Annotated in this window: 10 protein-coding genes; 5 read left to right on the top strand and 5 right to left on the bottom strand. The window is 57.3% G+C overall.

The genetic code is table 11. From position 1 onward, the window contains the following. The first annotated feature begins 20 nt into the window (after positions 1–20). On the top strand, positions 21–1,931 hold the full coding sequence (locus HF679_RS15975) for a BglG family transcription antiterminator (protein ID WP_154145050.1): 1,911 nt from the start codon (positions 21–23) through the stop codon (positions 1,929–1,931). A 1-nt stretch (position 1,932) separates the two neighbouring features. Here HF679_RS15975 and nrdG read toward each other — a convergent pair whose 3' ends face one another. The 5 genes from nrdG to treR all read right to left on the bottom strand — a co-directional run bounded on the left by nrdG (position 1,933) and on the right by treR (position 9,507). Beyond that, complete coding sequence (nrdG, locus tag HF679_RS15970; protein ID WP_123757901.1) at positions 1,933–2,397, bottom strand: anaerobic ribonucleoside-triphosphate reductase-activating protein; 465 nt, start codon at positions 2,395–2,397, stop codon at positions 1,933–1,935. A gap of 327 nt (positions 2,398–2,724) precedes the next feature. After that, positions 2,725–4,863 carry an anaerobic ribonucleoside-triphosphate reductase gene (nrdD, locus tag HF679_RS15965; protein ID WP_123757902.1) on the bottom strand — a complete coding sequence of 713 codons (2,139 nt, stop codon included), beginning with the start codon at positions 4,861–4,863 and terminating at the stop codon, positions 2,725–2,727. 441 nt (positions 4,864–5,304) lie between these two features. Then, positions 5,305–6,960 (bottom strand): alpha,alpha-phosphotrehalase, encoded by a 1,656-nt coding sequence (treC, locus tag HF679_RS15960; protein WP_187042218.1) that lies wholly within the window; start codon positions 6,958–6,960, stop codon positions 5,305–5,307. A gap of 51 nt (positions 6,961–7,011) precedes the next feature. Further along, entirely contained in the window at positions 7,012–8,430 is a 1,419-nt protein-coding gene (treB, locus tag HF679_RS15955) for a PTS trehalose transporter subunit IIBC (RefSeq protein WP_123757904.1), read from the bottom strand. Positions 8,431–8,559: 129 nt separating this feature from the next. Beyond that, positions 8,560–9,507: a trehalose operon repressor TreR gene (gene treR, locus HF679_RS15950; RefSeq protein WP_123757905.1), complete on the bottom strand. Its 948-nt coding sequence runs from the start codon at positions 9,505–9,507 to the stop codon at positions 8,560–8,562. Between the two features lie 36 nt (positions 9,508–9,543). On the opposite strand from treR, the gene mgtL reads away from it, so the two are divergent. The 4 genes from mgtL (at position 9,544) to HF679_RS15935 (ending at position 14,505) form a co-directional block, all read left to right on the top strand. Further along, positions 9,544–9,741 (top strand): mgtA regulatory leader peptide MgtL, encoded by a 198-nt coding sequence (gene mgtL / locus HF679_RS25030; protein ID WP_410003347.1) that lies wholly within the window; start codon positions 9,544–9,546, stop codon positions 9,739–9,741. Positions 9,742–9,886: 145 nt separating this feature from the next. After that, a complete protein-coding gene (gene mgtA, locus HF679_RS15945; RefSeq protein WP_154145048.1) occupies positions 9,887–12,595 on the top strand; it encodes a magnesium-translocating P-type ATPase in 2,709 nt (902 codons plus the stop codon). A gap of 360 nt (positions 12,596–12,955) precedes the next feature. Then, entirely contained in the window at positions 12,956–13,933 is a 978-nt protein-coding gene (locus HF679_RS15940) for a TRAP transporter substrate-binding protein (RefSeq protein WP_123757907.1), read from the top strand. A 62-nt stretch (positions 13,934–13,995) separates the two neighbouring features. Further along, positions 13,996–14,505, top strand: coding sequence for a TRAP transporter small permease (locus HF679_RS15935; RefSeq protein ID WP_123757908.1), 510 nt, complete (start codon positions 13,996–13,998; stop codon positions 14,503–14,505). The last annotated feature ends 23 nt before the right edge of the window (positions 14,506–14,528 follow it).

Genomic DNA, 14,528 nt, shown 5'->3' with positions numbered 1-14,528 from the left:
CGTAAAGAGAAGGAACTGACATGCGATTTCCCAACCAACGTTTAGCGCAACTGTTTACCTTGCTGCAAAACGAAACGCTGCCCCAGGATGAACTGGCGCAGCGGCTGTCGGTTTCTACCCGTACCGTTCGCGCCGATATCACCGCGCTGAACGCGCTATTAGAGCATTACGGCGCGCAATTTATTTTGACCCGCGGCAGCGGCTATCAACTGAAAATCGACGATCCGTCGCGCTACCAGACCCTGGAGGCGAGCGCGCCAAAGCCGCAGCATATCCCGCGCACCGCCCAGGATCGCATCAACTTTCTGCTGGTGCGCTTTTTGACCTCGGCGTTCTCTATCAAGCTTGAAGACCTGGCGGACGAGTGGTTCGTCAGTCGCGCGACCCTGCAAAACGACATGGTCGAGGTGCGCGAGCGTTTTCAGCGCTATCAGCTGGCCCTGGAGACGCGCCCGCGTCACGGCATGCGCTTGTTCGGCAGCGAAGTGTCGATTCGCGCCTGCCTGACCGATCTGCTGTGGCAGCAGGTGCAGCAGGGCGGGTTGAATCCGCTGATGGGGGAAGAGGCGTTAAATTCGGATGTCCAGGAACAGCTGGGGGGCGTGTTGCAGGAGATCCTGACCCGCCACCATGTTCGTCTGACCGATGAAGGGGAGCGCTTTATCCGGCTGTACAGCGCGGTGGTAGTCCATCGCGTGAGCCAGGGCTATCCGTTGGCCGAGTTTAGCGCCGAAGACGTGGCGCAGAACGTGCGGGATGCCGCACGGGATCTGGCTGCGGTCCTGCAGCAGCAGGCGGGGAAAACCCTCTCGCTGGCGGAAGAAGAGTGGCTGTGCGTCCACCTCGCCGCCCGTCAGGTCCAGGACGTCGATCCGGGCACCATCAGCGCCGACGATGGCGAAGCGCTGGTGAACTACATCCTGAACTACATCAACAGCCAGTATAACTACAACCTGCTGGACGACGCCCAGCTGCATGCCGACCTGCTGACCCACATTAAGACCATGATCACCCGGGTGCGCTACCAGATAATGATCCCCAACCCGCTGCTCGATAACATTAAGCAGCACTATCCGATGTCGTGGGATATGACCCTCGCGGCGGTGAGCAGCTGGGGCAAATATACCCCCTATACCATTAGCGAAAACGAAATTGGCTTCCTGGTGCTGCACGTCGGCGTCGGGCTGGAGCGTCATTACAACATCGGTTATCAGCGCCAGCCGCGGGTGCTGCTGGTGTGTGATACCAGCAATGCGATGGTGCGGATGATCGAGGCGATTTTGCAGCGTAAGTATCCGCAGCTTGAGATTGCCGCCACGCTGTCGCAGCGGGAATATGAGCAGCTGGAGAGCATCGCGGAAGATTTCGTGGTCTCTACCGTGTGGATTGGCGAAAAAGATAAGCCGGTAGTGACGATTGCGCCGTTCCCGACGGATTATCAACTGGACCAAATCGGCAAGCTGGTGCTGGTGGACCGGACTCGCCCCTGGGTGCTGAATAAGTATTTCGATGAGGCTCATTTTCGGGTGATCGACGCGCCTGTCGACCAGCAGACGCTGTTTGCCGAACTGTGCCAGCAGCTACAGCAGGAAGGTTTTGTCGATGCCGGGTTCCATGATTCGGTGGTGGAGCGTGAAGCGATCGTCAGCACCATGCTGGGGGACGGCATTGCGCTGCCTCACGCCCTTGGTCTGCTGGCGCAAAAAACCGTGGTCTATACCGTGATTGCGCCGAACGGCATCGCCTGGGGCGATGAAACCGCGCATATCGTCTTTTTGCTGGCGATCAGCAAGAGCGAGTATGAAGAGGCGATGGCGATCTATGATATTTTCGTGACCTTCCTGCGCGAACGCGCCATGGCCCGTCTTGCCACCACCCGCAGTTTTGACGAGTTTAAAACGGTGGCGATGGAGTGCGTCAGCCGCTTTTAACTCAGCGCAGGTGGTGAACCACCTGATTGCTGCTGCCGCGCCAGATCAGCGCCGGGTCTTTTAAATCCTGCACAAACTTGCCGTCGATCAGCACGTTAATTAAATCCACTACCGCCATCTGCGCGTCGTCCAGCTCCGCCAGTTTGTAGCCGGTCCAGATCCAGATATCTTTCCCTTTGCACTCCGCGTGAATGCGCTTCACCAGTTTCAGAATGTGCGGCACGTTCTGCGGGTGCAGCGGATCGCCGCCGGAGAGCGACAGGCCCTGGCGGGTGATACGAGTGTCGTTGAGGTCGGCGATGATTCGGTCTTCCATTTCCTGGGTGAAAGGCTGTCCGGAGTTCAGCCGCCAGGTGCTTTTGTTGTAGCAGCCGGGGCATTCATGGACGCAGCCGGAGACAAACAGGGTGCAGCGTGTTCCAGGCCCGTTGACGATATCTACGGGGTAGTACTGGTGATAATTCATTTTCGCTTCTCAATTAACGCCATTACTGCGTTGGCTGCGCTCACTCACCCGGGTCACTTACTACAGTAAGCTCCCCGGGACTCTTTCGTTTGCCGCCTTGTTCTGACGCCAATTGCTTTGCGAAAAACGTAGGCCTGTTCGTTTCTCATTTGACGCTGCAGCGGCGTTGGCTGCGCTCGCTCGCCCGGGTCACTTACTACAGTAAGCTCCCGGGACTGACTCGTTTGCCGCCTTGCTACAACGCCAACTGATTTGAGGAAACCTGTGCTGGTGCGTTGTAGCCCGGACAGGCCGCTGGCGGCGCTATCCGGGGGGACGGTGGCGAGATTAGCCGAGTTGACCGTTGCCGAGGTGTTTGACGCGGCGTTTCACCTCTTCCTGCTTACCGGCGTTGAACGGACGGGCGTCCGGGCTGCCGAGGTAACCGCACACGCGACGGGTTACCGACACGCGGGCGGCGTCGTGGTTGCCGCATTTCGGGCAGGTAAAGCCTTTACTGGTACATTCGAACTCACCGGTAAAACCGCACTCGTAGCATTCGTCGATCGGCGTGTTGGTGCCGTAATACGGCACGTGTTGATAGCTGTAATCCCACACGTCTTCCAGCGCTTTCAGGTTGTGCTGAATGTTCGGGTACTCGCCGTAGCAGATGAAGCCGCCGTTGGCGATTGGCGGGTAGGCCGCTTCGAAGTCGATCTTATCGTACGGGTTCACCTTCTTCTCGACGTCGAGGTGGAAGCTGTTGGTGTAGTAGCCTTTGTCCGTTACGCCCGGGATCACGCCAAATTCGGCGGTATCCAGACGACAGAAGCGATCGCAGAGGTTTTCGCTCGGCGTGCTGTAGAGGCTGAAACCATACCCGGTTTCGTCTTTCCATTGGTCCACGGCATCACGCAGACGCTGTACGATGGCAACGCCTTTGGCACGCAGCGCTTCGCTGTCGTACATGTGGGTGTCGCCCGCCAGCGCGTTAATGGTTTCGTGAATGCCGATGTAGCCCAGAGAGATCGACGCGCGGCCGTTTTTGAAGATTTCAGAGACGTCGTCATCGGCCTTCAGGCGCACGCCGCAGGCCCCTTCCATATACAGAATCGGTGCTACGCGCGCTTTGACGCCTTCGAGGCGCGCAATACGCGTCATCAGCGCTTTACGCGCCAGCTGCAGGCGCTCGTCCAGCAGCGTCCAGAATGCTGCTTCATCGCCTTTGGCTTCCAGGGCAATGCGCGGCAGGTTGAGGCTGATTACCCCGATGTTGTTACGCCCATCGTGAACTTCTTCGCCGTTTTCGTTTTCCCACACGCCGAGGAAGCTGCGGCAGCCCATCGGGGTTTTAAACGAACCGGTTACCTTCACCACCTGATCGTAGTTGAGGATATCCGGGTACATGCGCTTGCTTGCGCACTCCAGCGCCAGCTGCTTGATGTCATAGTTGGCATCGCCGAACTTGTGGTTCAGGCCGTCGCGAATCGCAAAGACCAGTTTCGGGAACACCGCCGTTTTGCGGTTTTTACCGAGGCCGGCGATACGATTACGCAGAATCGACTGCTGAATCAGGCGGGATTCCCAACTGGTGCCCAGACCAAAGCCAAAGGTGACGAACGGCGTCTGCCCATTGGCGGTATGCAGGGTATTCACTTCGTATTCCAGCGACTGGAAGGCGTCGTAACACTCTTTTTCGGTGCGAGAATGGGCGTAACCTTCGGCATCCGGGATCTGCCACTCTTCGGCAATTTTACGATGCTTATTGAAGCTCTCGGCGACGAACGGCGCGAGCACTTCATCAATACGGTTAATGGTGGTGCCGCCATAAATATGGCTGGCGACCTGGGCAATAATCTGCGCCGTGACGGCGGTGGCGGTAGAGATAGACTTCGGCGGTTCGATCTCGGCGTTACCCATCTTAAAGCCGTGGGTCAGCATGCCTTTCAGGTCGATCAGCATACAGTTGAACATCGGGAAGAACGGCGAATAGTCGAGATCGTGATAGTGAATCACGCCACGCTCGTGAGCCATGACTACGTCGTGCGGCAGCAGGTGCTGACGGGCGTAATGTTTGGCGACGATACCGGCCAGCAGGTCGCGCTGGGTCGGGATGACTTTACTGTCTTTGTTGGCGTTTTCGTTGAGTAACGCCGAGTTGGTCTGCTCAACCAGTCCACGAATCTCCTGGTTCAGACGGCCGCGCTTTTCACGTTGGCTATCGCGGTCATGGCGATATTCAATGTAGGCGCGCGCCAGCTGCTTGTACGGACCGGCCATCAGCTGGTTCTCAACGGCGGTCTGGATCTCGTTGATATCAACCTGGGCGCGGCCCTGCATTTGCTGGCTAACGACTTCTGCGACGGTGGCGCAATAGTCTGCGTCATCGACTCCCGCTGCTTTAGCTGCACGCAGAATTGCTTCATTAATGCGCTCTGACTTGAACGGCACTTTACAGCCATCGCGTTTCATCACATGCGGTGTCATGATCACTCCATACTTTATAGAACAGGTTATCCACAGAGGCGGAAAGTTTGCCGAAGTCACTGGGGCTATACCTGCCGCCGTGTTGCTCCGGTTCCGGCCCTTTTTATCCACATCCCATCACCGCCAGAGTTCGATGGGCTATGGTGACATAATAGACGATTGATACCATATGTAGGGCCGGCACGCATTTTAAGTTCTATATGTAGTGATTTGCATCAAAGATGTTTGCTATTTTATTGATGCAGGACAAAGTAAAAAGACGAGAGTACGCAGGCTGGGCACCCGCGCGGAATGTAAATTTATCTGACTAAAAAATAAGCGGAAATTGGCGGGAAGAAGGCAAAAACGCTGGCACCGGCCAGCGTCATGTGATTCGCCCCTGTCCGGGCTGCGGGAACGGCCCCCGTAGCCCGGTTGAGCGCAGTGCAAGCCGGGGAAAGGTTACTCCTGCAACCACCAGATGGCTTCAAACGGACGTAGCGTCATGGCTGCAGGGCGGTTGGCTGCCTCCGGGTAGTTGCTCATCAGCACCTGCCAGTCGCCCTCCATCTCGCGGTGATGCCAGCTCTGGAATTCGCGACTCAGGTTGGCGGCGACGACCAGGGTTTTGCCCTGCCACTGGCGGCGATAGCACCACAGCGCAGGATGTTCCGCCAGGAGATCCTGATAATCTCCCCAGATCAGCACCGGCGTGGTCTTGCGTAACGTAATCAGCTGCTGGTAGGTGTAAAACACGGAGTCCGGGTCTGCCAGCGCCGCTTCGGCATTGATGGTCTGATAGTTATCGCACAGGGAAATCCACGGCTCGCCGGTGGTAAAGCCGCCCTGGGCGCGGCGATCCCACTGCATCGGCGTGCGGCTGTTATCGCGCGATTTACTGGCGAGGATCGCCAGCAGCTCGTCCGGCGCCTGTCCCTGCGCCGAGCGTTCAATAAACATGTTGTGGCTTTCCACGTCGCGATACGCGTTGATGTCCGAGAAGTGGGGGTTGGTCATGCCAATCTCTTCACCCTGATAGATATACGGGGTGCCCTGCATGCCGTGTAGTACCATCGCCAGCATTTTCGCCGCCGGAACCCGGTATTCACCTTCATCGCCGAAGCGCGACACGATGCGCGGCTGATCGTGGTTACACCAGAACAGCGCATTCCATGCCCGGTTGTGCATCCCCTGTTGCCAGTGGCTGAACAGCGCTTTGAGTGCCACGTAGTCAGGACGTGCCAGGGACCACTTTTCGCCGCCGGGATAATCGACCTTCAGGTGGTGGAAGTTAAAGGTCATCGACAGCTCGCGGCCGTCCTGCGCCGCATACTGCTGGCAATGTTCCAGCGAAGTGGAGGACATCTCGCCCACCGTCATCAACTGACGCGGGGTGAAGACATCGCGGCTCATCTCCTGCAGGAACTCATGAACCCGTGGGCCGTCGGTATAAAAACGGCGTCCGTCGCCCTGGTCATCCGTCGGGAAGGTCTGATCTTTTGAAATCAGGTTAACCACATCAAGGCGCAGGCCGTCGACGCCGCGGTCGGCCCAGAATTCGCACACCTTTTTGAGCTCTTCCCGTACCGCCGGGTTTTCCCAGTTGAGATCGGCCTGCTCCGTGGCGAACAGATGCAGATAGTACTGCCCGCTCTCGGCGTGCCACTGCCAGGCGTTGCCGCCAAATTTCGAACGCCAGTTGTTCGGTGGGGCGGTGGGCTCGCCATCGCGCCAGATGTAAAACTGGCGGTAGGGGCTCTCTTTGTTTAACGACTCGCGAAACCAGGCGTGTGCGGTTGAGGTATGGTTGAGGACCATATCCAGCACGATGCGGATCCCGCGCGCTTTGGCCTCGGCCACCAGTTCGTCGAAATCATCCAGGGTGCCGTAGGTGGGATCGATGGCGGTATAGTTCGCGACATCGTAGCCGTTATCCACCTGCGGTGAGACGTAGAATGGCGTCAGCCAGATAGCGTCCACGCCGAGGGTTTGCAGATAGTCGAGGCGCGAGGTGACCCCGCGCAGATCGCCGGTGCCGCTGCCGGTCGTGTCCTGGAAACTCTTCGGATAAATTTGGTAAATAACGCCGTTTTGCCACCAGTGGGGAAGGGTATTCATATCGCTTTCCTGCTACAACGAAGGGGCGCTAGCGCGCCCCGAAAGATAAAATCAGACAATCTGTAAGGTGCCCTGACGGAATTTACGCTGGTACACGATCGTGGTGAGCGTAATCGGCACCACCACCGCGATGACCATCGCTAACCCGAAGACCTGCCAGTAAGTTGGCTGGATGGAGAGGATCCCCGGCAGCCCGCCGACGCCGATACCGTTCGCCATCACGCCGTTCAGGCCACACAGCAGCCCGGCAAGGCCGGAGCCGATCATCGCGCAGAGCATCGGGAAGCGGTATTTCAGGTTGATCCCGTACATGGCCGGTTCCGTGACCCCAAGGTAGGCCGAGATAGCGGCCGGCACCGAAATTTCACGCTCGTTCTGTTTGCGGCTGGCGATGATAATGCCGACGACCGCCGATGCCTGGGCGATGTTAGACAGGGCAATCAACGGCCACACCGGGGTGCCGCCCATGCTCTGAATCATCTGCATATCGATAGCCAGCGTCGTCTGATGGACCCCGGTAATCACCAGCGGGGCATACAGGAAGCCGAACAGGGCGGCGCCAATCGGCGCAAAGCTGCCGGTCATCAGGTGACGCACCGCGAAGGCCACGCCGTCGCCGATCATGCGGCCAAACGGGCCGATAAAGGCATGGGCAAGGAAGACCGCCAGAATCAGCGAACATACCGGCACCACCACCAGATAGAGGTAGTCAGGGACGATACGTTTGAGGCGAGTTTCGATGAAGCCCAGCGCCAGGCCAGCCAGCAGCGCCGGGATAACCTGCGCCTGGTAGCCGACTTTCGCAATGGTAAACAGACCGAAGTTCCACACTTCCGGCACCTGCTGACCCAGCATATAGGCGTTCATCAACTGCGGAGAAACAAGGGTTACGCCGAGCACGATGCCGAGGATCGGCGTTCCGCCCATTTTCTTCACCGCTGACCAGCAGATACCGACCGGCAGGTAGAAGAAGATGGCTTCGCCAATCAGCCACAGGAAGTCATAAATGGTTTGCAGCGACGGGTGCATTTGCGCCAGCGTCTGCCCGTTGCTCATCGGCAGATCGCCGATCACGTTACGGAAGCCGAGGATCAGGCCGCCGCTGATCAGCGCCGGCAGCAGCGGGAAGAAGATCTCGGCAAAATGCGAGATCAGCTGCTCGTGCCACTTCATATTTTGTCGCGCAGCCTGTTTAGCCTGCTCTTTATCAGCAGATGCCTGGCCGGTGGTCGCCAGCAGCGCCTTGTAGTAATCGTCCACTTCCGTGCCAATCACCACCTGGAACTGCCCGGCGTTGGTGAAGCAGCCCTTCACCATGCGCAGCTGTTCGATCTCTTTGGGTTTGGCAATGGCCGGATTGTTCAGCACAAAGCGCAGACGGGTAATGCAGTGGCTGACGGTAGCAATGTTATCGCGCCCGCCCACCAGTTCGATCAATTTATCGATGTCCTGCTGATTTACTTTACTCATTATGAGGCCTCAAAACAGAGGGAAGAGATTGCGTAATGACCTGAGACGAATCCTAACGGGTCCGTGGGAATTTCAAAATGGGAACGTTCCCGAAACGCAGCAAGGATCACATAAATCCATCCTCAGGGCTTAAATAAGCGCGGCGGGAATCACGATCTGGCGGGGTTCTGTCTGGCCGGCGATCTGCGCGATCAACTGCTGGGCAGCCTGGCGCCCGGCTTCGGCGTAGCCTGGGTTGACGGTGACAATCTCCGGGTGAAGAAACTTCATCAGCGGCGTGCTGCCGACGCTGGCAACCTGCAGGTGGGCAATCTGCTGCTCCTGTAAATACTTACTGGCGCCAAGGGCGAGGGTGTCGGTGGCGCACAGCAGCGCGCTGGTCTCCGGCGTCAGCACGCTGGAGACATTGTCGTAGCCCTGTTTCATCGCCAGGCCCGGCAGGGCGGCGGACGGGGTGAGCTGGTGCTGCGCGCAGAAATCGAGATAAGCCTGATGGCGGCGCTGCCCGGTGGTGACGTCACTATGGGGCACCCCGAGAAAACTGATGTGGCGATGCCCGCTGTCGTACAGGCGCTGCATCAGCAGGTTGACCGCGCCGTTATCGTCGTAGCAGACCGAGGCGAAACCCGGCGCGTCGCGCGCCAGCAGCACCATCGATTCGCGCCAGGGCGTCAGCATCTCTTCGGTGATGCCGGTAAAACCAAACAGCACCACGCCATCGATATTGCGGCGGGCGAGGATCCTCAGATGCTCCCCGACCAGCGCCGGAGAAAACTGGCTTTCCATCATAATCGGATCGAAACCCTGCTCGTAGAAGGCCGGCAGCATGGTCTGTACGGCCAGGTTTTCCGACAGCGAATCAAGACGGGTGACGATAATGGCCACCACTTTGTCGCTTTGACCACGCATCGCCCGGGCGGAACGGGAAGGCGAGAAACCGTGCTGCAGCATCACCGCTTCGACCCGTTCACGGGTGCGTTCGTTTACGCCGCTTTCATTGTTGAGCACTCGGGATACCGTCGATTTCCCGACGCCGCTTAAGCGCGCGATATCTTTAATGGTCAGCCGGTTTTGCATGCAGGGTTCTCGTGGTCATCCGATTTAGTGAGCCTAATGCTACTCAACCAAACCGCAATGAGCAAAGTCTGGTTTACGTCTGGTTTAGTTCCGCGGGGTTATTATTGGCGACAGCGGGTTCAACTTGCCCGCTGGTTGCGCTATAGTCTGCGCCGTTTTTCCTCACTTACCGGAGATTTTATGGACCCCGATCCCACTCCTCATCCTCGATGGAGTAACTCTCTTTTCCGGTAAGCCTGCTTAGCACTGCTTTACCGGAAGCGTAAAGCAGTGACGTCCTTGATGTCCCTGCCATAAAAAAATAATACCTGACAGGTAGCGTTTTGTTGCGCCTGTCAGTTGTGCTGCGTTCGCTTGTGCGAGCGCGGAGGGACTGTTTATGTTGAAAAATATGACCCGGCAGCTGTTTACTCAGCTCAGCCGCCATTTGCCACGCCGACTGGTTCAGCGTGACCCGTTACCGGACGCTCGCCATCTGGCCAGTACGCCGATTCCTGACTCGCTAGGCAAGCACTGCCTGAACGTGGCGGCGATGGACGACAATGAACTCTGGCGCGCCTTCGACAGCCACCCGGAAGGGCTGAACGCTAGCGAAGTTGCAGAGAAAATAGCTCGCTTCGGCGACAACCAGATCCCGGCGCAGAAGCCGTCGCCATGGTGGGTGCATCTGTGGACCTGCTATCGCAACCCCTTCAACCTGCTGCTCACCGTGTTGGGGATCGTCTCTTATGCAACGGAAGATCTGTTTGCCGCCGGCGTGATTGCGCTGATGGTGGGGATCTCCACGTTACTCAACTTTGTTCAGGAAGCCCGCTCGACTAAAGCGGCGGATGCCCTCAAGGCGATGGTCAGCAATACCGCGACGGTGCTGCGGGTGGTCAACGAGCAGGGGGAAAGCCGCTGGTGCGAGCTGCCTATCGACCAGCTGGTGCCGGGCGATATCGTCAAGCTGTCGGCGGGAGATATGATCCCCGCGGACCTGCGTATCCTCCAGGCGCGGGATCTGTTCGTCGCCCAGGCCTCGCTGACCGGTGAATCGCTGCCGGTCGAAAAAGTGGTGCACAGCCGCGACCCACAGCAAAGCAACCCGCTGGAGTGCGACACCCTGTGCTTTATGGGCACCAACGTGGTGAGCGGCACGGCGCAGGCGATCGTCTTTGCGACCGGCGGCAACACCTGGTTTGGTCAGCTGGCCGGACGGGTCAGCGAGCAGGAGAGCGAGCCGAATGCCTTCCAGAAAGGCATCAGCCGCGTCAGCATGCTGCTGATCCGCTTTATGCTGGTGATGGCGCCGGTGGTGTTGCTGATTAACGGCTTTACCAAGGGCGACTGGTGGGAAGCTGCGCTGTTTGCGCTGTCGGTGGCGGTCGGCCTGACGCCGGAAATGCTGCCGATGATTGTCACCTCGACCCTGGCGCGCGGGGCGGTGAAGCTCTCGAAACAGAAAGTCATCGTCAAGCACCTCGATGCTATCCAGAATTTCGGCGCGATGGACATCCTGTGTACCGATAAAACCGGCACCCTGACGCAGGACAAAATCGTGCTGGAGAACCACACCGACGTCTCCGGCAAAGTCAGCGAGCGGGTACTGCACAGCGCCTGGCTGAATAGCCACTATCAGACCGGGTTGAAAAATCTGCTCGATACGGCGGTGCTGGAAGGGGTTGAACTCGACGCGGCGCGTCAGCTTTCCGAACGCTGGCAGAAAGTGGATGAGATCCCGTTCGACTTTGAGCGTCGCCGCATGTCGGTGGTCGTGAGTGAGCAGGAAGGGGTACATCAGCTGATTTGCAAAGGCGCGCTGCAGGAGATCCTTAATGTGTCGACCCAGGTGCGCTACAACGGCGATATCGTGCCGCTGGACGACACCATGCTGCGCCGCATCAAACGCGTGACCGATACGCTCAACCGCCAGGGGCTGCGAGTGGTGGCGGTAGCGACCCGCTATCTGCCGGCCCGCGAAGGCGACTACCAGCGGGCCGATGAGTCTGACCTGATTCTCGAAGGCTACATCGCCTTCCTCGATCCGCCGAAAGAGACCACCGCGCCGGCTCTGAAAGCGCTGAAGGCCAGCGGGATTACCGTCAAAATCCTCACCGGGGATAGCGAACTGGTCGCGGCGAAAGTGTGCCATGAAGTGGGGCTGGACCCCGGCGAAGTGGTCATCGGCAGCCAGATTGAAGCGCTGAGCGATGACGAGCTGGCCCAACTGGCAAAACGCACCACGCTGTTCGCCCGTCTTGCGCCATTGCATAAAGAGCGCATCGTGACGCTGTTGAAGCGCGAAGGGCATGTGGTCGGCTTTATGGGCGATGGCATCAACGATGCTCCGGCGCTGCGCGCGGCGGATATCGGCATCTCCGTGGATGGCGCGGTGGATATTGCCCGGGAAGCGGCGGATATTATTCTGCTGGAAAAAAGCCTGATGGTATTGGAAGAGGGGGTGATCGAAGGCCGCCGTACTTTCGCCAACATGCTGAAATACATCAAAATGACCGCCAGTTCGAACTTCGGTAACGTCTTCAGCGTGCTGGTGGCGAGCGCCTTTCTGCCGTTCCTGCCGATGCTGCCGCTGCACTTACTGATCCAGAACCTGCTGTACGATGTATCCCAGGTGGCGATCCCGTTTGATAACGTCGATGATGAGCAGATCCGCAAGCCGCAGCGCTGGAACCCTGCGGAACTGGGGCGCTTCATGGTCTTCTTCGGCCCGATCAGCTCGATTTTCGATATTCTGACCTTCTGCCTGATGTGGTGGGTGTTCCACGCCAACGTGCCGGAAGCGCAGACGCTGTTCCAGTCCGGCTGGTTTATTGAAGGGCTGCTGTCGCAAACGCTGATTGTGCATATGATCCGTACGCGGCGAATCCCGTTTATCCAGAGCCGCGCCGCGTGGCCGCTGTTTGCCATGACCCTGGTAGTGATGGTGGTGGGCATCGCGCTGCCGTTCTCACCGCTGGCGGGCTATTTACAGCTGCAGGCGCTGCCGCTGAGCTACTTCCCGTGGCTGATTGCTATTCTGGTTGGCTATATGACGTTGACCCAGATGGTGAAAGGTTTCTATAGCCGACGCTACGGCTGGCAATAATCTCAAATAATGGCTGCTGCGGCAGCCATTTCTCTTTTCGCTCCTGCAAAAATAATCTCCGCAACGCGTTGTGTTTTATTTTTTTTGAAATGATAAAGGTGTGAGAGATCACAACTATTGTTCTCTTTCAGACATTATTTTTTCCGTAAAATGACCTTCGTTGCAAAAATGAAACAGCGTGCTGAAAATCTCACGGTTATTCCTTCTTTTGTGAACATAATCATCGTAATAATTTGTTACAGGGGCTAACCTGCCCTGGCATCACCAATAACAAGATTCTTCCTGCTGCTTTTCATTCAGACCGTCATTGTTCCTGTAAACCGTTTGCTATTAGCGTTTATATATCTCTGGAGAAGGTAAATGAAACTGAGAAAAACTCTTTTAAGTCTGGGCGTGGGGTGTGGACTCCTGCTGACCTCGCAGATAACCGCGGCACAAACGCTGCGTGCGGCCGACGTTCATCCTGCTGATTATCCTAACGTCGTGGCGGTAAAACACATGGGGGAAAAACTCAGTGCCGCCACCGACGGACGGCTGGATATTAAAACGTTCCCCGGCGGCGTACTGGGCGATGAAAAGCAGATGATTGAGCAGGCGCAGCTCGGCGCGATCGATATTATTCGCGTGTCGATGGCGCCAGTAGCGGCGATTTTACCGGAAATCAACGTCTTCACCTTGCCGTATGTCTTCCGCGATGAAGACCATATGCACCACGTGCTGGACGGCATGATCGGCCAGGAAATTGGCGACCGACTGACCGCGAACAGCAAGTCACGGCTGGTGTTCCTTGGCTGGATGGACGCCGGGACGCGCAACCTGATTACCAAAGATCCGGTCGCCAAACCGGAAGATTTAAAAGGGATGAAAATCCGCGTACAGACCAGCCCGGTGGCGCTGGATACCTTAAAAGCGATGGGGGCCAACGCGGTGGCGATGGGGACCAGCGAGGTCTTCAGCGGCATGCAAACCGGGGTGATTGACGGCACGGAAAATAACCCGCCAACCTTTGTGGCGCATAACTACCTGCCGGTAGCCAAGAATTATACCTGGAGTAAGCATTTCATTATTCCTGAGCTTTTTCTGTTCTCTAAACCAAAGTGGGACAAGCTGAAGAAAGAGGATCAGGAATTAATTATCAAACTGGCGAAAGAAGCCCAGGCCGAGCAACGCAAGCTGTGGGAAGCCTATAACACCAAATCGCTGGAAACCATGAAACAGCAGGGCGTTAAGTTTTATGACATTGACACCGACTATTTCTATAAAGCAACACAATCAGTGCGGGATAAATACGGTAAAGACCATCAGGATTTGATCAAGCAAATTCAGGATGTGCAGTAATTAATCAGGCGGATGGATTATTCCATCCGCCCTGAACTGATTATTAAGTCGAGGTAATGGTGATGGGTGAATATTATTCATCGGTAATGGACATACTTTATCGAATTTCTATGTGGATTGCCGGGCTGGCGCTGCTGGTGATGGTGGCGGTGATCCCGGTTGGCATATTTGCGCGCTACGTGATGAACAGCGCGCTGTCATGGCCTGAACCGATAGCCATATTGTGCATGGTGACGTTCACCTTTATCGGTGCGGCTGTGAGCTACCGCGCCGGTTCACATATCGCCGTCAGCATGGTGACCGACCGCCTGGGCGATAGCGCCCGTCGTTTCTGCTCTGTCGTGGCCGATCTTATCCTGATGGCCATCTGTATTTTCATCCTCTGGTACGGCTCCTCACTGTGTATCGAACTGTGGGAACAACCGGTCGCGGAATTCCCGCTGCTCACCGCCGGAGAAAACTACCTGCCGCTCCCGATTGGCTCGGCGATCACGCTGCTGTTCATCATCGAAAAGATCTGCCGCGGCGACCAGTATCAACGTCCCATCGTCATGCTGGGTTCAACCAGTTGATCGTCGATCCGACTGCATAGAGG

The organism is Enterobacter sp. JUb54 (assembly GCF_014298075.1).
GTDB classification, from domain to species: Bacteria; Pseudomonadota; Gammaproteobacteria; order Enterobacterales; family Enterobacteriaceae; genus Klebsiella; species Klebsiella lignicola.
The sequence above is the reverse complement of the archived record's forward strand: the minus strand, read 5'-3'. Positions and strand labels throughout refer to the sequence as shown.

Excerpts from the sequence above, each read along its gene's own strand:
- HF679_RS15975 (WP_154145050.1), top strand. The coding sequence starts at position 21 with ATGCGATTTCCCAACCAACGTTTAGCGCAACTGTTTACCTTGCTGCAA.
- nrdG (WP_123757901.1), bottom strand. The coding sequence starts at position 2,397 with ATGAATTATCACCAGTACTACCCCGTAGATATCGTCAACGGGCCTGGA.
- nrdD (WP_123757902.1), bottom strand. The coding sequence starts at position 4,863 with ATGACACCGCATGTGATGAAACGCGATGGCTGTAAAGTGCCGTTCAAG.
- treC (WP_187042218.1), bottom strand. The coding sequence starts at position 6,960 with ATGAATACCCTTCCCCACTGGTGGCAAAACGGCGTTATTTACCAAATT.
- treB (WP_123757904.1), bottom strand. The coding sequence starts at position 8,430 with ATGAGTAAAGTAAATCAGCAGGACATCGATAAATTGATCGAACTGGTG.
- treR (WP_123757905.1), bottom strand. The coding sequence starts at position 9,507 with ATGCAAAACCGGCTGACCATTAAAGATATCGCGCGCTTAAGCGGCGTC.
- mgtL (WP_410003347.1), top strand. The coding sequence starts at position 9,544 with ATGCTACTCAACCAAACCGCAATGAGCAAAGTCTGGTTTACGTCTGGT.
- mgtA (WP_154145048.1), top strand. The coding sequence starts at position 9,887 with ATGTTGAAAAATATGACCCGGCAGCTGTTTACTCAGCTCAGCCGCCAT.
- HF679_RS15940 (WP_123757907.1), top strand. The coding sequence starts at position 12,956 with ATGAAACTGAGAAAAACTCTTTTAAGTCTGGGCGTGGGGTGTGGACTC.
- HF679_RS15935 (WP_123757908.1), top strand. The coding sequence starts at position 13,996 with ATGGGTGAATATTATTCATCGGTAATGGACATACTTTATCGAATTTCT.